18 protein-coding genes are annotated in these 19,124 nt (G+C 62.9%); 8 read left to right on the forward strand and 10 right to left on the reverse strand.

The genetic code is table 11. The features are described 5' to 3' along the window. Entirely contained in the window at positions 1-945 is a 945-nt protein-coding gene (locus tag ACN0X9_RS11070; protein ID WP_417487657.1) for a bifunctional riboflavin kinase/FAD synthetase, read from the reverse strand. Between the two features lie 6 nt (positions 946-951). Beyond that, a complete protein-coding gene (locus ACN0X9_RS11075; RefSeq protein WP_417487658.1) occupies positions 952-1,407 on the reverse strand; it encodes a MaoC family dehydratase in 456 nt (151 codons plus the stop codon). Between the two features lie 109 nt (positions 1,408-1,516). Here ACN0X9_RS11075 and ACN0X9_RS11080 point away from each other — a divergent pair, with 109 nt between their 5' ends. Together ACN0X9_RS11080 and ACN0X9_RS11085 are read left to right on the forward strand one after the other, a co-directional pair. Further along, the gene (locus ACN0X9_RS11080) at positions 1,517-1,903 is read left to right on the forward strand and encodes a response regulator (protein WP_417487659.1); all 387 of its coding nucleotides are present in this window, start codon (positions 1,517-1,519) and stop codon (positions 1,901-1,903) included. A gap of 54 nt (positions 1,904-1,957) precedes the next feature. Next, entirely contained in the window at positions 1,958-2,647 is a 690-nt protein-coding gene (locus ACN0X9_RS11085) for a protein phosphatase CheZ (protein WP_417487660.1), read from the forward strand. A 12-nt stretch (positions 2,648-2,659) separates the two neighbouring features. Here ACN0X9_RS11085 and ACN0X9_RS11090 read toward each other — a convergent pair whose 3' ends face one another. The 3 genes from ACN0X9_RS11090 to ACN0X9_RS11100 form a co-directional block, all read right to left on the reverse strand. After that, positions 2,660-3,511, reverse strand: a complete 852-nt coding sequence (locus ACN0X9_RS11090) for a TIGR01459 family HAD-type hydrolase (RefSeq protein WP_417487661.1) — start codon at positions 3,509-3,511, stop codon at positions 2,660-2,662. Between the two features lie 47 nt (positions 3,512-3,558). After that, the gene (locus ACN0X9_RS11095) at positions 3,559-4,803 is read right to left on the reverse strand and encodes an EAL domain-containing protein (RefSeq protein ID WP_417487662.1); all 1,245 of its coding nucleotides are present in this window, start codon (positions 4,801-4,803) and stop codon (positions 3,559-3,561) included. Between the two features lie 197 nt (positions 4,804-5,000). Beyond that, positions 5,001-5,684 carry an OmpA family protein gene (locus ACN0X9_RS11100; protein WP_417487663.1) on the reverse strand — a complete coding sequence of 228 codons (684 nt, stop codon included), beginning with the start codon at positions 5,682-5,684 and terminating at the stop codon, positions 5,001-5,003. 260 nt (positions 5,685-5,944) lie between these two features. Between ACN0X9_RS11100 and ACN0X9_RS11105 the strand changes: the two genes are divergently transcribed. Both ACN0X9_RS11105 and groL read left to right on the forward strand, forming a co-directional pair. Then, on the forward strand, positions 5,945-6,232 hold the full coding sequence (locus ACN0X9_RS11105; protein ID WP_011642545.1) for a co-chaperone GroES: 288 nt from the start codon (positions 5,945-5,947) through the stop codon (positions 6,230-6,232). A 54-nt stretch (positions 6,233-6,286) separates the two neighbouring features. Beyond that, positions 6,287-7,942: a chaperonin GroEL gene (gene groL / locus ACN0X9_RS11110; protein ID WP_417487664.1), complete on the forward strand. Its 1,656-nt coding sequence runs from the start codon at positions 6,287-6,289 to the stop codon at positions 7,940-7,942. A 67-nt stretch (positions 7,943-8,009) separates the two neighbouring features. Here groL and ACN0X9_RS11115 read toward each other — a convergent pair whose 3' ends face one another. Together ACN0X9_RS11115 and ACN0X9_RS11120 are read right to left on the reverse strand one after the other, a co-directional pair. Further along, entirely contained in the window at positions 8,010-9,542 is a 1,533-nt protein-coding gene (locus ACN0X9_RS11115) for a serine hydrolase (protein WP_417487665.1), read from the reverse strand. Between the two features lie 57 nt (positions 9,543-9,599). Then, a complete protein-coding gene (locus ACN0X9_RS11120) occupies positions 9,600-10,313 on the reverse strand; it encodes a helix-turn-helix domain-containing protein (RefSeq protein WP_417487666.1) in 714 nt (237 codons plus the stop codon). 213 nt (positions 10,314-10,526) lie between these two features. Here ACN0X9_RS11120 and ACN0X9_RS11125 point away from each other — a divergent pair, with 213 nt between their 5' ends. Continuing rightward, the gene (locus tag ACN0X9_RS11125; RefSeq protein WP_417487667.1) at positions 10,527-12,488 is read left to right on the forward strand and encodes a S9 family peptidase; all 1,962 of its coding nucleotides are present in this window, start codon (positions 10,527-10,529) and stop codon (positions 12,486-12,488) included. Between the two features lie 61 nt (positions 12,489-12,549). Here the strand turns inward: ACN0X9_RS11125 and ACN0X9_RS11130 are convergent, their stop codons facing one another. After that, complete coding sequence (locus ACN0X9_RS11130; protein ID WP_417487668.1) at positions 12,550-13,014, reverse strand: Lrp/AsnC family transcriptional regulator; 465 nt, start codon at positions 13,012-13,014, stop codon at positions 12,550-12,552. Between the two features lie 105 nt (positions 13,015-13,119). Here ACN0X9_RS11130 and ACN0X9_RS11135 point away from each other — a divergent pair, with 105 nt between their 5' ends. Continuing rightward, positions 13,120-14,229: a serine hydrolase domain-containing protein gene (locus tag ACN0X9_RS11135; protein WP_417487669.1), complete on the forward strand. Its 1,110-nt coding sequence runs from the start codon at positions 13,120-13,122 to the stop codon at positions 14,227-14,229. Here ACN0X9_RS11135 and ACN0X9_RS11140 read toward each other — a convergent pair. Then, positions 14,226-15,332, reverse strand: a complete 1,107-nt coding sequence (locus tag ACN0X9_RS11140) for a glycoside hydrolase family 3 protein (protein ID WP_417487670.1) — start codon at positions 15,330-15,332, stop codon at positions 14,226-14,228. The two genes, ACN0X9_RS11135 and ACN0X9_RS11140, sit on opposite strands and share 4 nt — an antisense overlap. A 270-nt stretch (positions 15,333-15,602) precedes the next feature. On the opposite strand from ACN0X9_RS11140, the gene ACN0X9_RS11145 reads away from it, so the two are divergent. Then, entirely contained in the window at positions 15,603-16,700 is a 1,098-nt protein-coding gene (locus ACN0X9_RS11145) for a hypothetical protein (RefSeq protein ID WP_417487671.1), read from the forward strand. 275 nt (positions 16,701-16,975) lie between these two features. On the opposite strand, the gene hisS is transcribed toward ACN0X9_RS11145, so the two are convergent. After that, positions 16,976-18,451 carry a histidine--tRNA ligase gene (hisS, locus tag ACN0X9_RS11150; RefSeq protein WP_417487672.1) on the reverse strand — a complete coding sequence of 492 codons (1,476 nt, stop codon included), beginning with the start codon at positions 18,449-18,451 and terminating at the stop codon, positions 16,976-16,978. Between the two features lie 112 nt (positions 18,452-18,563). Between hisS and ACN0X9_RS11155 the strand changes: the two genes are divergently transcribed. After that, entirely contained in the window at positions 18,564-19,109 is a 546-nt protein-coding gene (locus ACN0X9_RS11155) for a hypothetical protein (protein WP_417487673.1), read from the forward strand. Positions 19,110-19,124 lie beyond the last annotated feature (15 nt).

Below are 19,124 nucleotides of genomic sequence, written 5' to 3' on the forward strand. Positions count from 1 at the left end.
TCAGGCCGGTCCAGACAGGGCGCTCAGCACACGACGCGCCGCGGCGGCATCGTCGACGATCTGCGCCTTCAGGGCATCGAGCCCGTCAAACCGCTTTTCCGAGCGCAGGTGATCGAAGAACTCGACCTCCAGCGCGCGCCCGTAAAGATCGCCGGACCAGTCCAGAAGATGCACTTCCAGCAGCTCGGTCGCGCCATCGACCGTCGGGCGCTTGCCGATATTCGCGACACCGGCCAGCGACGGTATGGCGCCATCGACACCGACACGAACCGCGTAAACTCCGTAATCGGGGCGCACAAAGTCACCCAGCGTCAGATTGGCGGTCGGAAAACCGATGGTCCGGCCACGCTGATCGCCGCGCTGGACGATACCCTCGACCGCCCAGGCCGTGCCAAGCAGGGTCGCGGCGGCCCGCATGTCACCATCATGAATGGCCTTGCGTATCCGTGTCGACGAAACCTTGTCGGCGCCATTGCCGTGCAGTTCGGCAAAAGCGGTGGCGATCCCGCGCTCGGCACACAGCCGCGCAAGATCATCAGTGGCACCGGTCCGGCCCGCCCCGAAGCGGAAATCCTCACCGGTGACGATACCGGCGATGCCGAGGCCGTCGGCCAGAACATCGCCGACAAATTGCGCCGGCGTCATCTTGGCCATGTCCATCGAGAAAGGCAGCACGTGAAGCTGCCTGACCCCGAGGCTTTGCAGGATCCGGTTGCGACGCGCCGCACTCATCAGTCGGAAAGCCGGAGCGTCCGGCGCAAAGAAGCGGCGGGGATGCGGGTCGAACAGGGCCGCGCCGAGCGGCGCGTCCAGGGACCGCGCCAGATCTGCGGCCAGCCCGATCACATGACGGTGCCCCATGTGGACGCCATCGAAATTGCCCAGGGCGATGACCGCGCCGCGATCATCCTGCGGCAATCCGTTATGGCCTCGCAGGATCTTCATGCGGGATCAGTCGTCCGCCTTGCGGCGACGCTTGCGGACCATGACCTCGGCTTCCGCCTGCATGGTCAGCTTGTCACCAACATGACAGGTGCAGTCCATGACCGCCTTGCGCGATTTGAGATCGACCGACTTCACTTCGACGCGTGTCCGGACTTCATCGCCGATCCGGGTCGGATGGAAGAAGCGCATGTTCAGGCCAAGGAAGATCGCGCCCGGTCCGGGCAGCTGGTTTCCGAGCACGCCGGAAATGTAGGAGGCGACCAGTGCGCCATGCGCAATCCGGCCCCGAAATGGCGTGGCGCGGGCAAATTCCTCGTCCATATGCACGGGATTATAGTCCCCGGACACTTTTGCGAACATATCCAAATCTTCCTCAGTGACAGTCCTAACTGCCTCTGCGGAAAGACCTATTTCCATTTCATCGAGAGCGATACCGCGCACGTCCGACATGGGAGACTCCATCTTTGTATCCGCTTTAACCGATTTTTATCCGCGATTGTCTAGGGTCCGAACTGAAGACAGCGGAACAAGCTGTCCTAGTGTAAACGCGCCGAGTGGATGGAGACTAAGCATGGCTGTCGAAATGACGATGCCGATCCTGGTCGTGGATGACTACAAAACCATGATCCGCATTATTCGCAACCTGCTCAAGCAGATTGGGTTCGAAAATGTGGACGAGGCCGCCGATGGCCAGGAAGCATACGCGAAAATGCAGGAAAACAAGTACGGTCTGGTGATCTCAGACTGGAACATGGAGCCCATGACGGGCTACGAGCTTCTGCAAAAGGTTCGCGCCGACGAAAGCATGAAGGCGACGCCCTTCATCATGGTAACCGCAGAATCCAAGACCGAAAACGTGGTCGCGGCGAAACGGGCCGGTGTGAACAATTACATCGTGAAGCCCTTCAACGCCGGAACTCTCAAATCAAAGATGTCAGCGGTTCTCGGCGACTTCTAGTCGCTCGATGAAACGCCCAATCCTTGTTTGAGTCTGCAAAGGAAGGAGGGCCCCATGCCCGCCGCCAATGTTGCCGCGCAAGTCCGCACGTCACTCGCCTCACTGAAAGCGAGCGATCTGCAGGATGCCCAGATCATGGAAGTCCTGAAGCTGGCCCACCAGCTGACGGATACGATGAAGCTGTTCTTCAGCTCCCTCGACCAGTCGATCTGCCAGGAATTCAACTATATCGCGGAATACATCTCGCGAACCCGTGACGAGATCGCGGCCTTGAGGCCGAACGATATCAAGACTTCGCGCATTCCCTCCGCCGGCCAGGAACTCGAGGCTGTCGTCGGGGATACCGAACGGGCGACCGAAACCATCATGAGCGAGGCGGAAGCCGTGCTCTGTGACGATGAAGCCGACTATGACGCCTACCGCGCCAGTGTCGAAGCCCGGATGATGACCATCATCGAGGCTTGCAGCTTCCAGGACCTCGCCGGCCAACGGGTATCCAAGGTCGTCACATCGCTGCGCCACGTGGAAGATCGCGTGTCCCGCTTTGCCGATGTCATGGGTGTCCGTGATGCCGATCAGGTATCCGAGGAAACCGCCGAGGAAAAACGGGCCCGCGAGCTGCTGCTCAATGGCCCGGCGATCGGCGGCCCGGAGACCAGCCAGGACGATATCGACGCGATGTTCGCCGATGCGGCTCCGGCTGCGGATCTCGACCAGGGTTCGATAGACTCCCTGTTCGACTGATCCAGGCCAGGCCTACCAGGTGAGCCGGTCCGCGACATAGCGGGCAGCGACACCATAATCCTTCAGCGCGGCGGCGGCTGTCTCGACATCGAGGCGGCCGCCGTCAAGCGTTTCGCCGAGGATACCATCGGCGATGAACAGGCAATCCACACCAGCCCGTGTCGCCCCTTCAACATCGGTCTCCGGCCCGTCGCCGATCGCCAGCACCCGCGTCAGGTCCACGGCAAAGCCACGCGTTTCGAGTGCGGCCCTGGCCAGGCCATAGATCGGCCTGTGCGGCTTGCCCGCAACAATGCTGGTCCCGCCCATCTGCCGGTAATGCCGGGCAATGGCGCCGGCGCAGAAAATCAGCCGGTTTCCGGACTGCACGACGATGTCCGGGTTGGCGCAGACCAGATCCAGACCCCGATCGAGCGCTCTCGCCAATACCGCATCATAGTCTTCCGGCCGGCCATTGAGGTAGTCGTCAGGGCCTGTACAGGAAATGAAATCAGCGTCCTCGATACCGGTAAATTCCAGCGCCAGCCCTTCATAGAGGCTGCCATCACGCTCGGGGCCGATATTGAAAGCCTTGCCGGGCGACCGTACGACCAACGCCTCGCGGATGGCGTCCCCGGACGTCACGATTGCGTCGGTCGCCTCGTCCGGGAGTCCCATATCGGTCAGGAAATGTGCCAGCGAGCTGCTGCGACGGGGGGAGTTCGACACCAGGCAGACGCGGCCGCCGCTGTCGCGGAAACGGATCAGGGCGTCGACCGCCTCTGGCAGGAGGTCAGTACCGTCCCGGATGACGCCCCAGACATCACAATAGAGGGTGTCATAACGGTCGCGGAGCGGGCCGAGTGTGGCGAGTTCAGGAAGCATGGTCTGCTTGAAGCAGGCTCGTGCGGGACGGTCAATCGCTGCTTCGGTCAGGCCGTCATCTGGATGACATTGCTGTCGGCGTCGCGCCCTGTGCCCTTGGCGCTGTCGCGGGCAGTTTCCAGCACGTCATCGCGCACCGGGCGCGGTTCACCGAACAGGTGCCCCTGCCCGTAGGCGACGTCCATTTCCAGCACTTCGACCACCGTCGCTTCATCCTCGATCTTGTCGACGATCAGCTCGATCCCGTGACGTCCGAACAATCCGGCGAGGTCCTCGGTGGCAATGGCGCCGGCCTCGTAGCCGGCAATCGACTCGTAATTCTCGATGGCGTCGAGCAGGCGGCGACCGCCGATCTTGGCAAAGCGCACGCCGGCGCGCTCCATCTCGGTCAGGTCGAGCTCGACATGGGCGATCTGGTCGATCGAGAAGCGGAAGCCGAAATCCGCCATCCGCGCCATGTTGCGGGCGGCGATGGCGTCGCGTTCCTCGAAGGCCTGCTGCGATATCTCGAAGATGAGCGAACCGGACAGATCCTTGTTCTGGCGGATGAAGTCGAGGAATTCGGGAAAGAAGGTTTCGTCCGACAGGGAGTTCAGCGAGATGTTGCAGAAGATCGCGACCTTGCGGTCCTGCCCGGTCAGGCGACGGACGATCTGCACACACCGGAACAGGAGGAGATTGTCGACTTCGGCCATCAGGCCGGCCTCTTCCGCCGCAGCCATGAAGGCGCCCGGAGCGAGGACCAGGCCGGTCGCATCACGAAGACGGGTATAGCTCTCATAGAAGGCCGTCCGGCGCTGCGGCAGGGTCACGACAGGCTGCAGGTACAGATCGACCCGGTTGGCGGCCAGCGCTTCGCGAACAGTATCGATATCGGTACGGGAGGTGCTGACGGTCGTCGCGGTGTCCGGTCGGGTTTGCACTCCGTTCGGACCGACACGCCGGACCAGGTCTTCCAGCACCTTCACTTCATGGACCAGCGCATTGTCGCGCTCGACAGATTCCGCGCGCAGCTCGTCGGTGATTTCGTCGATCCGGGCCTGGGCGGCTTCGAACTCTTCCGCCAGGGCGAGATTGGCCGCCTTGAGGTCGTGGATTTCGGTTTCCAGAACGCGCCGTTCCTGGCCACGGGCCGCCGCCGAATGCGCCATGCCGGCCACGATGAAGACAATCGCACCCATCATCCAGGCATTGAGCGTCGGCATCAGTCCGAAGAACTCGAAACCGATCGCGGCCACGCCGGCAATGGTGATGTAGGTCAGGAGAATCAGAATGTCGGATGCGCGGGGCATGTCGGGCCTTCGAATCAGCGGGTCGTCAGGTGTGCTTGCAGGTTAAGCTGTGTCGGCTCGGGTTGTCGTTTGGTTAACGAAGGTAAACCAGTTCGCCAAACCAGGGCACAAACCATTGATTTCATAGGGAAGGCATAAAATAAAGCGGTCCGCCTGAAGGCGGGCCGCTTTCATTTCGGTGTGGAGAATCGACCGGATCAGGACGAGGCGTGCGGCCGGATCAGGATTTCGACACGACGGTTCTGCTGGCGGCCGGAGGCCGTCTCGTTGGACGCGATCGGTGAACGCTCGCCCATTCCGGCGATGTAGAAACGGTCACGCAACACGCCTTGGGCGATCAGGTAATTGCCAACCGACAGGGCCCGGCGCTCGGAGAGCTGCTGGTTGTAGTCGGCAGCACCAACCGAGTCGGCATGACCAACCACATCCACATAGGTGGCCGGGTAGCGGTTCAGCACCGTCGAGACATCGCTGAGGATGCCATAGAACTGACCCTGGATGTCGGCGGAATTGGTGGCGAAGGTGACATCACCCGGCATGATCAGGCGCAGGTCATTGCCTTCACGGCGGACACCGACGCCGGTGTCGGACAGGGCTTCGCGCATGGCCGTTTCCTGGCGGTCCATGTAATTGCCGATAGCACCACCGGCGAGTGCGCCGATACCGGCACCGATCAGGGCGTTGGTCCGGCCCTCTTCGCTGTCATTGGTATTGGTGAGATAGCCCAGCGCGGCGCCGGCAGCGGCGCCCAGCAGGACGCCCCGGCCCGTATTGTTGGCCCGGGTTTCACCGGTATAGGGGTCGGTGGTGGTGCAAGCGGCCATGGACAGGGCCACGACGGTGAGGACGGTGGTGCGAAGCATGGTTGGGCGGAGTCTCATGATGTTTCCCTCTCGGTAACGCAACTCGACACCTATCATATCGATTTATATGACAGGTATGGCAATGGCCGGATTTATCTTCCGCAAGATGAACGCAGGCTGACAGGCATTCCGTCGCGCTGCAAATGCATTCGCGACCTCTTGACGGGCCGCCCTTCGCCTCCTATCTCCGCCGTTGTTAGCAGTCGGATGGGGTGAGTGCTAACCCACCCTGCCCGATTGCGAGAAACCTTCAGTCCTCTGTTTGGAGATAGATCAAGATGACTTTTCGTCCTCTGCACGATCGCGTGCTGGTGAAGCGCGTCGAAGAAGAGTCCACGACCAAGGGCGGGATCATCATCCCGGATACGGCCAAGGAAAAGCCGCAGGAAGGCGAAGTTGTCGCCATCGGCGGCGGCGCGATCAAGGAAGACGGCTCTGTGCGTCCGCTCGACGTCAAGGCCGGCGACCGCATCCTGTTCGGCAAATGGTCCGGCACCGAAGTCACCGTTGACGGTGTCGAGCTGCTGATCATGAAAGAGTCCGACATTCTCGGCGTGATGGCGTAAGCCGCACACCCGATCAGAACACTCCTCTCTAGCTAGAAGAACGGATATATTCCAATGGCTGCCAAAGACGTACTTTTCGGCTCCGACGCGCGTGAACGCATGCTGCGCGGCGTCGATATCCTCGCCAATGCTGTCAAGGTCACGCTCGGTCCCAAGGGCCGCAACGTGGTCATCGAGAAATCCTTCGGCGCACCGCGCACCACCAAGGACGGCGTCTCCGTCGCGAAGGAAATCGAACTGACGGACAAGTTCGAGAACATGGGCGCACAAATGCTGCGCGAGGTGGCTTCCAAGACCAATGACGTCGCCGGCGACGGCACCACGACCGCCACGGTCCTGGCCCAGTCGATCGTCCGCGAAGGCATGAAGTCGGTTGCTGCCGGCATGAACCCGATGGACCTCAAGCGCGGCATCGACAAGGCCGTCGCCATCGTCATGGACGACATCAAGGCCAGCTCCACCCCGGTCAAGGACTCCGGTGAAGTTGCGCAGGTCGGCACCATTTCCGCCAACGGCGCCAGCGACATTGGCGAGATGATCGCCAAGGCCATGGACAAGGTCGGCAAAGAGGGTGTCATCACCGTCGAGGAAGCCAAGTCCCTGGAAACCGAACTCGACGTCGTCGAAGGCATGCAGTTCGACCGTGGCTACCTGTCGCCTTACTTCATCACCGACGCTGACAAGATGCAGGTCGAGATGGAAGAGCCCTACATCCTGCTCTTCGAAAAGAAGCTGACCTCGCTGCAGCCGATGCTGCCGATCCTGGAAGCTGTGGTTCAGTCCTCGCGTCCGCTGCTGATCATCGCCGAAGACGTTGAAGGCGAAGCGCTGGCCACCCTCGTGGTCAACAAGCTGCGTGGCGGCCTGAAGATCGCTGCCGTCAAGGCTCCGGGCTTCGGTGATCGTCGCAAGGCGATGCTGGAAGATCTCGCCATCCTGACCGGCGGCCAGGTCATCTCCGAAGACCTCGGCATCAAGCTGGAAACCGTCACGCTCGACATGCTCGGCTCGGCCAAGCGCGTCAACATCACCAAGGACGACACCACGATCGTCGACGGTATCGGCGACAAGGCCCAGATCGAAGCCCGCGTCACGCAGATCCGTCGCCAGTCCGAGGAAACCACCTCCGATTACGACCGTGAGAAGCTGCAGGAACGCCTGGCCAAGCTGGCCGGCGGTGTTGCCGTGATCAAGGTTGGCGGTGCCACCGAGATCGAAGTGAAAGAAAAGAAAGACCGCGTCGACGACGCCCTCAATGCCACCCGCGCCGCGGTTGAAGAAGGCATTGTTCCGGGCGGCGGCGTTGCCCTCCTCAAGGCCTCTGCCAAGCTGGCCGGCCTGGAAGGCGACAATGCTGACCAGACCCAGGGTATCGCCATCGTGGCCCGCGCCCTGCAGTCCCCGATCCGCCAGATTGCCACCAATTCCGGTGTCGAAGGTTCGATCGTGGTCGGCAAGGTCATGGAAAACGCTTCCGCGACCTTCGGCTTCAACGCCCAGACCGAAGAATATGGCGACATGCTCGCCTTCGGTGTGATCGACCCGGCCAAGGTCGTCCGCACAGCCCTTCAGGACGCGGCTTCCGTCGCCTCCCTGCTGATCACCACGGAAGCTGCGGTGGCTGATACGCCGAAGGAAGAAGGCGCCGGCGGCGGCATGCCTGACATGGGCGGCATGGGCGGAATGGGTGGCATGGGCGGCATGATGTAATCATGCCGGTCACCTGACCGAACAAAGTAATGGGCCGTCCCGATGGGGCGGCCCTTTTCGTTTGCGTCTACTCTCCTTCCAGTCGGGTAATTTCCCGGCGGGCATGATCGCACCAGTGGCAATTCCCCTCGCCCGGATCCATCTCCAGCGACAGGCGGTAGTGCCGGATCGCCAAAGTTTGGCGCCCGGAGCGGGCATAGGCTTCGGCCAGGGAATCCTGGAGATTGCCATCGCCGGGGAAGAGCCGCGTATTCCATTGCATGAGCGCGATGGCCCAGTCTGTCCGCTCCTCCTCCAGCAGACGAAAGCCGAGGCGATTGAGTATCCAGGCCTCTTCAATGGGCCCAGTCCCGCTCATCTCCAGCAAGGCCGGTAAACGGTCTACTGCCACCGGCGGATAGTGCTCGGTGAAGTCCTCCACCAGACGGATCGCATAGGGCGCAATCGGAGAAGGCTCATACGCCTCGTCAAACAGCATGTGGCGGATTGCATAGCCCATGCGCTCGATTTCCCGACTGGCCTCATTGGTAAGATGCAGGACCAGAATATCCTCTTCCGGGTAGCGGTGGATCGAGGCAAAGAAGATGGAATTGCCGCCATTATGGCTCAACACAGGCGTCCCGTCCGGACTGGTACCGACCGCCCAGCCATATCCGTAATGCGTGAAACTTGGCCCCGCGTCGAAACCGCTGGGAATATGGGGCGCCTCGAAACGCGCACGCGAGTCCGGCGAGAGAAGGCGGTCGTCCTGAAGGGCGCGGTGCCAGCGTTCCAAATCGGCCATCGTGGAATGCAGGCCGCCATTGCCCCGCAAATGCCAGGTGACCGCCTCCTCGCGCCAGCGCTCCAGGAAGAACCAGCCGGTATCGGCCCGTGCCGGATCGGGCTGGCGGTAATCATAGCCGCGCGCCGCCTGGTCTTCGCGCCAGTCCATCAGCCGGTAGCCGGTCTGCTCCATGCCCGCAGGCTCGAACAGGGCCTCGCGAAGGAAGGCTTCGTAGTCTTGCCCGGACACACGCTCAATGATCGAGGCGAGCACAGAATATCCGGCATTGGTGTATTCGTGGCGCGTCCCCGGCGGCGAAGTCAGCGGGCTGGCGAACAAGGCAGCCATGAAGTCCGCTTCCGACACGAAGGGATCGGCATCATGCCCCTCGAAGCCGCCGGTATCATCCGACAATCCGGATGAATGGCTGAGCAATTGGTCGATTGTGATACCTGCCTTGTCGGCCGGCACATCGCCAAAATGATCGACCAGCCTGTCCTGCAGGGCGAGCTGCCCCCGATCGGCCAGAACGAGAATGCCCGCTGCCGTGAATTGCTTGGTCAGGGAGCCGATGTCGAACAGGGTTTCGGCGCCGAAACCGCGGCCTGTGCGCCGGTCAGCCTCTCCGAAAAAGCCCTGGTAGACAGGCTCGCCATCGATCCAGACCCCGATCGCGCCGGGCACCACGCCATTGGCTTGGCTTTGCCGCACGAAATGGTCGATGCGTTCAGTGAGAATCGGGTCGGTGCCGGTGGATTGGGCGAGCGAGTTGGCTGGCACAAGGCACAAAAGGGCCCCGGCCACGACACCCGCCAGGGTGCGAAGTTGCAACATGGAAATCTCCAAGATGTGTGGAATCAGGGCCGGTCGAGCCGCCCCGGTCTCTGGCGCTTACTTCCAGCGCCAACTGATGGTGAAACAGCCCAGCGCGCCGAAAAGGAACATCAGGCCGGGTACCCAGAACCAGCGCAGGGGCGAACGCTCGATGACGGTCTGGCTGTCGAGCGCGCGGAAATAGCGGCGTCCGCCCTCCACGGTCTCGAAATAGCCCTCGCCCTGCATGGCGCGCTGGATGCGGACTTCCTCATCGATGCGGTCCTGCAGCGCGATCTGTTGCGCTCGCATGTCGGCCACCACGGCCGGCGCTCGGCCCAAGGGGACACCCACCAGGTCAAACACATCAAAGGGCTCACCCGGCGCGATCACACCGCGGGACAGATAGATGTATTCCTCATGGCTGGTATCGGACGCGGTCAGGGCCGCGCCGGTCGATCCGCCACCGATCACAAGACAGGCGAGACCCGCCAGCATCCAGCCCCGCGACAGGCGCTGTGCGGTCCGGTGCAGGGTAAGCCGGGTTGCGCGAAGGCTCTCAATGTCACGCAAGGCCTCAGCCTCACCCGGATCGAGATCGCGGACCAGGTTTTTCACATCGATCTCGTATGCTTTCACCAAGCGGCCGAATACGTCGTCGGACGGGTAGGACTTCCCGGTCTCAAGCTTGGACAGATAGGACTGCTCGATCCCCGCCCGGGCGGCCGCTTCCGGCTGGGTCCAATGGCGGGCCTCGCGGGCCTGTCTGAGATAGTCACCGAATTTCATCATGTCTCTTGTGTCCACGTCTTCACGCCGCTCCGGGCGGCGCCAACACACGCAGTCTTGGAAAGTCGGACCGGGAATGACAGGTGAATATTAGGGAATATCCCAGAAATTTCACGGGGTTTTGGCCCCAATTGCCGGGAATGGCCGATTTCGCTTTGTCCTTGCCATCCCCACCATCGCCGCGCTTAGCTGTCCGCATCACTCGAGGGGATAGCCATGAGATACCTGATTTCCGCGTCCAGCCTGGCCCTGGCCGGCCTTCTGGCCGCCTGCCAGCCGGCCGAGACGGTGACGGAAACCGCCGAGACGCCGCCGGCCGCAGCTGAAGCCGCTGTCCGCCATGACGCGGCCACCTTCCACCAGACCACGAGTTTCGGCATGGCCTCCTCGGCCGGCTTTGCCTGGTCGTCGGATGACAGCCGCATCCTGATCTCCTCGGACGAGACCGGCGTCTTCAACGCCTATGCGGTTGACCCCGACAGCGGTGATCGCGAGGCACTGACCGCGTCCGAAACAGACGCCACCTTCGCCCTGTCCTGGTTCCCGACCGATGACCGCGCCGTGGTGACCGCCGACAGCGGCGGCAATGAGATCAGCCATATCTATGTGCGCGAGCTCGATGGCCGGCTCAACGACATCACGCCGGGCGAGGAAGTGCGGGCGCAATTTCTCGGCTGGGCTCCCGATGGCAATGACATGTGGCTGATGACCAATGAGCGCGACCAGAGCGCCATGGACATCTATGCCTATGACACGCTGAGCTATGAGAGCGGCTTTGTGTTCCAGAATGATGACGCGCTGCAGATCGGCGATGTCAGCCCGGACGGACGTTGGGTCGCGCTGGTGCGTAACCGAACCTCCGCCGACAGCGACATCTTGCTGCTCGACCTCGCCTCGGGCGAGACCGAGCCCAGCGTGATCACCGCCCACGAAGGCAATATTGCCCATGGCGTCTACACCTTCACGCCGGACAGCACGCAACTGGTCTATGCCACCGACGAGCATGGCGAGTTCAACCAGGCCTGGACCTATGACCTGGCCGACGGAACCACCGCGCCGCTGATCGAGGCCGAGTGGGATGTGCAGTTCGTGATCTATTCCGACAGCGGCCGCTACCGCGTCTCCGGCATCAATGCCGATGCCCGCACCGAAGTGACCATTCTGGACACGACGAGCGGCGACACGCTGGCCCTGCCGGACCTGCCCGCCGGTGACATCAATTCAGTCCGCTTTTCGCGCGACGAGACGCGGATCGCCTTCCTGATCAATTCGGCGACCTCGCCGTCCAACCTCCACGTCGTTGACCTGGACAGCCAGGCCCATGCCCAGCTGACCAATGCCCTCAACCCGGCCGTCACCGAAGACGAGATGGTGGATGCGCAAGTGGTCCGCTTCGAGAGCTTTGACGGGCTGGAAATCCCGGGCATTCTTTATCGTCCGCATGGCGCCAGTGCCGACAATCCGGTGCCGGCCCTGGTCTGGGTGCATGGTGGCCCGGGTGGGCAGAGCCGGATCGGCTATTCCGCCACCATCCAGCACCTCGTCAATCACGGCTATGCCATCTATGCCGCCAATAATCGCGGCTCGTCGGGCTATGGAAAGACCTTCTTCCACATGGATGATCGCCGTCATGGCGAGGAAGATCTGCGCGACATTGTCGCCGCCGGCGACTGGCTGCGCGAGCAGGACTGGGTCAATGCCGAGGAAGTTGGCGTGCTCGGTGGCTCCTATGGCGGCTTCATGACTGCCGCCGCCCTCACCTTCCACCCGGAAGCCTTCGAGGTCGGCATCAATATCTTCGGCGTCACCAATTGGGAGCGGACGCTGGCCTCGATCCCGCCCTGGTGGGAGAGCTTCCGCGAGGCCCTCTATGACGAGATGGGCGATCCGGCGACCGATGGCGAGCGCCACCACGCCATCTCGCCCCTCTTCCACGCCGAGAACGTGATCCGCCCGATGCTGGTCATCCAGGGCGCCAATGATCCGCGCGTGCTGCAGGTGGAGAGCGACGAGCTGGTCGAAGCCGTCCGCGCCAATGGCGTGCCGGTCGAATACGTCCTATTCCCCGATGAAGGGCACGGTTTCCGTCGCCGCGAAAACCGGATCACGGCGTCAGAAGCCTATGTGAGCTTCCTCGACACCTATCTGCGTGAACAGGACGAAGCGCCGGCCGAGTAAGCCGCAAGGATTGAATCCGGGATACAGGCCACCGGCCTGTGCCCCGGACCAACCTCAGCCTTCAGGCGGATGCCGGTATCGGGATGGCGGTCGAGAATTTGTGGGTCGTGAAAACGACCGATGTCTCGTATCGGCGGATACCCGGATCACCCAGCAGGTGCCGTTCCGCCCAAGCCTCGAAATCGCGCAGGCTGGCAGCGTGAACATGGATGATGAAGTCCACCTCCCCGGCGATGGAATAGCATTGCGTCACACAATCCTGTGCCAACATGCGCGTACGAAATCCGATATGATTGGCCGGCGTATCATCGGCAAAGACAATGGACAAAATCAGCGTCTGGCCCAGGGCATCGCGATCAAGAAGCGCGACATCGCCGCTGATCAGGCCGGACGCCCGCAATCGGTCCAGCCGGCGACGGACAGCCGTTTCCGACAGGTTCACGCGCTCCGCAATCACCCGGTTGGGAAGCCGATTGTCCACCTGCACCAATGAGAGCAAGGCCCTGTCGAACGCGTCGATATCCATGGCCCAAGCCTATGTGGCGAAATTCGCCACTTCAAGTGCGGAAATCGGCGATTAAAATCTGGCGGGCTGGGTTAGCTTGGCCGACCAATGATCAGGAGACCTGCCGTGCGTTGCTTTTTACATGTGATCCAGGCTGCGATTTTAGCCGCTCTTTGCGCCGGGTGTTCGAATGCCGAGCCAACCTCTTCAGAGGCCGCTGGCGCCGGGCAGATCGTACAACGCATCGACGCCGCGCTGGCGGAAGACGACATCCCGGGCGCCATTGTCCTGCTGGACATTGCCGGCGAGCGAACGATCATCGCCCGCGGCCTGGCCGATCGTGATACCGGGCTGGAGATGGAGGCCTCATTCCTGTTGCGCGCAGCGAGCATCGGCAAGCTCCATACCGCCGCGGTGATCCACCAACTGATCCTGAACGGCGATCTGTCGCTGGACATGGCGCTGACCGACCTGGTCGAGCCGCATTGGCTGGATGGGGTGGCAAATGCGGACCAGGTCACGATCCGCCAACTCCTCAACCACACCAGCGGCATTCCCGATTATTATGATGATCGCTGGTTTGCCGAAGTGAATGCCCTTGAGGGCAATACCGCCGAACGGACGCTCGCCCATATCCGGGGCGCGCCGGCCGATTTCCCGCCAGGAACCGGTCACGCCTATTCCAACACCAACTACCAGTATCTGGCGCTGGCCGCCGAAGCGGCGACCGGCCAGTCGCTGGACAGTCTCTACCAGCAATTCGTGTTCGCGCCGCTCGACCTGTCGGCGACCGGGTACAATATCCAGTTCGATCCGCGCGACCGGATCCATGGTTATGGCAGTGAGCTGGACCCCGAGCAGGACGTCTACGACCTGCTGGAGAATAACGGCCCGGATGGCGGCATCTTCACCACCGCCGGCGAACTGGCCGACTTCCTGGCCGCAGTCTTCGCCGAAGACGGTCGCCTGAACGCCATCGGCGCCTCGATAATGTCGGATCTGCATGATCGCGGCGAAGGGCGTTATCGCGCGCTTGGCCCAACCTATGTCGAACATCCGCTGGGCTTCACGGCGATCACCCAGGGCGGCTCGATTGCCGGCTACGCCACGATCGCCATCCGGCTCCTGAGCCAGGATGCGACCGTTATTGTCCATGTGAACCGTGACCGACCCGACATAGCCGGTCAGCTGGCACGACAAATCCTGCTGGAAGCCCTGACCGGCTCGGCTGACTAGAGCCCCACGCGCGCCTTCAACACGGCCAGTCGCGCGACCGACTGGTTGATCCGGTGTTCGGTCAGTCGACCCTCGCTGATGGCTGCCACGACCCAGTCAACGATGCGTTGCGGCAGTTCGGCATCGGGCGCAGCAGAATTGGACAGCATGATCATGTCATTGCCGGCCTCGATGGCGCTGATTACCGCCTCATGCTGGCTGTAATTATTGCGGATCGCGCCCATGTCGAGATCATCGGTCATCATCACGCCGGTGAAGCCGAGCTGCTCGCGCAAGAGGCCTTCCAGCACAGGCGCCGAGAAGGTCACCGGCGCACCGGTCGGGTCGAGCTGTCGATTGGTCAGATGACCGCCCATCATCACATGCGCCTGGCCCTGCTCGATCAACTGGCGGAAAGGCGCAAGCTCGGCCTCGCTCCAGCTGTCGGAAATGTCGACAAATCCGTCATGACTGTCGCCGCGTGACCGGCCATGCCCGGGGAAGTGCTTGATCGCACAGGCGATACCGGACGCTTCGAAAGCGTCGATGAAGGCCCCGGCATAGGCCGCGATGGTCTCGCCATCCGTGCCATAAGCCCGTCCGTGTCGGCCGATCACGGCATTTTCGGGATCGTGCAGGTCGGCAACGGGCGCCAGGTTCATGTTGAAGCCGGCCGCGCGAAATTCCGCTGCGCCCAGCCGGTAGAGTTCCCCTGCCGCCTCGGGAGAGCGGGCCTCGGCGACCTGCATGGCGCGCGGGATATGGGTGTAGCCCAGATCACGCGACAGGCGCTGGACCAGGCCGCCTTCCTGATCGATGGCCATCCAGGCGGACGGGCTGGTCGCCCGGAAGCGGGCAGCAGAGCCTTCCGCGCCTTCGCGCGACCGCACATTGTGGCGCAGGAAAAGCACGCCGCCGATCCGCCTGGCCGCGAGATGGGCATTTATGATGTCGGCACCCTCGGTTTCGCTGTGCGAACCGATGAACCCCATCAACAACATGTCGCCGACGCGGTCGGCCAGTGGCCGCTCGATGGCTTCGCGTGCCAGGGCCCCGGCGACGGGACCGAACGCCGCCGCCAGTGTGGCCGCGATTCCCGATTGCAAGACGCGTCGTCGATCCATGATCCGCTTTCCGTCACCCGTTTTAACTGGTCCGAGCATGCGGATCGGGCGCCGGGCTGGCAAGCCTGCCGGCTGCCCAAAAGCTGAAGACGGACGGGCGTCATGTCGCCCAGCGGGACGGATGTGTTGCGCGACCAGCCGTGTTGCCGGGCTTGCCCGCAAGATGCTGGCGCGGCAGGCTTGCTTCGTGACAAATAATTTAGCGCGGATCATGGGCGCCGTAACGCTGCACGGTCCAGTATGTCGCCACATCGAAGAGGGATAAATGCAATGAAACGAGTTTTGATGGCTGGCGCCGCACTCGCCGTGACTGGCGCCGCCGCTTTTGCACTGGACGATGACGGCGCTCGCCAGACCCGCATTCATGTGGCCGGTGGCCATGAGGCCATGGTGGTCAGCGAAGACGGTCAGGTGGTCGAAGTCCGCGGAGCCAACGGCGACCGGACCATCCATGTGGATCGCGACGGCGAGACATCAGTGATCAGTGTCGACGGCCAGCGGATCGAGATCAGCGATGGAGTCGTGACGGTCGATGGCGAAGAGGTCGAAACCGCGCCGCACAGCGTGGTCATCATCGATGGCGACGAGGTCCGCGTGATCGAAGGGCATCACGCCCGCATGGGACGCGAGTTCGAGGTGCACCTCGCCGAACGGGCCGAACATCTCGCCGAGATGGAAAATCATATCGCCCGCATGGTGATCGACGTCGATGGTGCCGATATCGAGGCGACCGTCATGGAGTCTCTGGAACAGGCCTTGGCCGGGCTCGATGAGCATCACATCATTCATTCCGACGATTGGGATGAGCTGAGCGACGAGGAACGCGCCGAAGTCCGCGCTGAACTCCAGTCCGCCCGCGAGGAAATGCGCGAAGCCATGGCAGAGGTCCGCCGCGAAATGCGAGGCGCCCACGCCGAACTCGAAGGCGAACGCCGGCGCGCCCGCGTCGAGATCCGGCGCGCTGCCCGCGACATGGCCCGAGCCGAACGCGATGTTGCCCGCGCCCGCGTCGAGGTTCTGCGCGGCCACGAAGAGGTCCGCCGCGCCGACATTGAACGCCTGCACCAGGTGCTGGGCGAGAATGGCGCCGCGGAGCTCCGCATCGAAGAAACCGATGGACGCCAGCGCGTCTGGGTCGATGGCGAGGAGCAGACAGGCGACGACCTGATCGACTGGCTCAATCGTCTCGAGGTCGACCGGCTGGCCGGCGGCAATCTGGCTGAAGGCCACGACGGTCGCGACATGCGCCGACATGCCCGCATCGAGCGGATCCAGCGCGGCGGCAGCCGTCGGGTGATCGAGATGGATGATGGCGAACGCGTCGTCATCATCGAACGCCACACCACCGACGACAACGACGAGGACTAGCGCCTCATCGACCAGGACGGAATCAGGCGGGCCGGCTGAAGCCGGTTCGCCTTTTTCGTGCGCCACGCTCAGTCTGCGGACAAAAAAAGGGGCTGGCAAAGGCCAGCCCCGAGATAACGGTTGGTCGATAAAGGGCGTCTCCTCCCCGAAACGCCAAAAGGACAGAGCGGTCAGGCCCAGTCCGATCACGACGTTGACGTGACTGCCTTGTTACGTCAACCCCCATAATCCTGGCACATGGGGATAAGCTGCGCTTCCGCTTTGGCTTTTCGGTCCTACTTGTTGCGTTGGGCGACCGCCGTGACCGCCGCAATCCAGCCATCCCGGGAGACGGTCTCCTGCGCCGGCTGCTCCTCGCGCCATTGCTTGTTGTCGCTGATATCAGCTGCCAGGCGCGCGCCCAGCTTGAGGTCCTTGATCGTGACCAGGCCTTCTTCGCGCTCATTCGATCCGACAATAACCGCCGCCACGGCGCCGCGCCGGTCGGCATATTTCATCTGCTTGCCCATATTGCCCGAGCCGACGAAGGCCTCGGCCCGGAAACCGGCAGTCCGCAACTCGCGGGCCATGGCGAGATAGTCGGCAGAGCGATCCTTTTCGCTCGCGACCACCAGAACCAGTGGTTTCTCATCCACCGATCCGGTCAGTCCCAGCGCCGACAGCGCCGCTGCAAAACGGCTGACCCCGAAGGAGAAACCGGTTGCCGGCACGGCCTGGCCGGTGAAGCGCGACACCAGGTCGTCATAGCGACCACCACCGCCGACAGACCCGAACTGGATCGGTGAGCCATCATCATAGCTCGCCTGGGCCAGCAGCTCGGCCTCAAAGACGGGGCCGGTGTAGTAGCCCAGACCGCGGACGACGGACGGATCGAACAGCGCCCGGTCGACATCGACCCCGATCGCGGTCAGGACCGCGTCGATTTCAGCCAGCGCCGCCAGCCCGGACTTGCCGGTATCAGACGTCCCGATCAGCGGCTCAAGGCGCGCGATGACATCGCTGCGACTGCCACCGCCGGCATCGAGGAAGCCCAGCACGGTGTCGATACCGGCCGTATCAAGTCCGGCACCTTCGGTGAAGTCACCGGACTCGTCCTTGCGGCCTTCGCCCAGCAACAGCGCAACACCGTCGCGGCCGAGACGGTCCAGCTTGTCCGCGGCGCGGAGCACACGCATGCGTCGCTCCGGATCAGCAGCGCCGATCGTTTCAAGCACGCCGTCCAGGATGCGCCGATCATTGACCCGGACCACATAATCACCATCGGCAAGACCGACCGCGCGCATGACGTCGGCGGCCAGCGCGATCATCTCGGCGTCGGCCGAAGCGCTCGCGGCACCGACCGTGTCGGCATCGCACTGGACGAACTGACGGAACCGGCCCGGCCCCGGCTTCTCATTGCGCCAGACATCGCCGGCCTGATAGCGGCGATAGGGCTTGTTGAGGTCCTGGAAATTCTCGGCCACATAACGGGCCAGCGGCGCGGTGTGATCATAACGCAGCGACAGCCACTGCCCGTCATCATCCTCGAGGGCGAACACGCCCTCATTGGGACGCTCTTCGTCCGGCAGGAATTTGCCCAACGCGTCGGCATATTCAAAGGCTGAGGTCTGCAGCGGTTCGAAACCCCAATCGTCATAGACACGACTGGCCGTTTCAACCAGATGGCGCTCGACCCGGAGGACTGATCCGCTGCGGTCTTCAAAGCCCCGCGGACGGCGGGCCTTGGGTCGGAAAGGTTTCTTGGCCTTCATCACAGTCTCCGGTTTGTGGACCGCTGCACCCCTGCGTGACGATCCTGATCAGGCGGTGTTTTCCACCAGCGGGCAGGTCCTGTGAACCCGCGCACGCATACTGACAGGGGAGATGCCGGTCGATTCACCGGAAATCAAGGCGTTACTGCTAGAAGCGACCCTGTCACTATGGGAGTCGCCGATGAAATCCGTGCTGTTTGCCGTCCTGGCCGCTTCGGCCCTTGCCACCTCTGCCGCCCAGGCAGGTCCGGGCAGCGAGTTCGCGGCCTTTGCCGAGGCGATCGGCGAGACGGCCCGCGCCCGGGCCCGTGAGGCGGCGCAACGACCGGCGGCGCCGGCGCGACCGCTGGACATTGAAGACCCGCTTTCCTTCGAGCTGGAACAGTTTTCGCTGGAAGCCATGCTGATGAGTCGCCGCATCGACGAGGCGGGCGGCCCGCTTGATCTGCGTTGCATCTTTCGCGGCATGTCGGCCGATGCCAGCGCCCGTCTCGACGCGCTCAATGCCGCCGAGACCGCAGCCGAGCAGGCGCATATATATACCGATCTCGCAGACCTGATGGCCGATGCCAGTGAAATCGCGCCAGCCGTCGACAGCGATGCAGACCTGAGCGCGGTCGATCTTCCCGCCAGCTGCCCGGCCGTTTCCGGCGGCTGAGCCGCCAGGCCTGGT

Origin of the sequence: Maricaulis sp., from assembly GCF_048268525.1 — a bacterium.
Taxonomy (GTDB): Bacteria; Pseudomonadota; Alphaproteobacteria; order Caulobacterales; family Maricaulaceae; genus Maricaulis.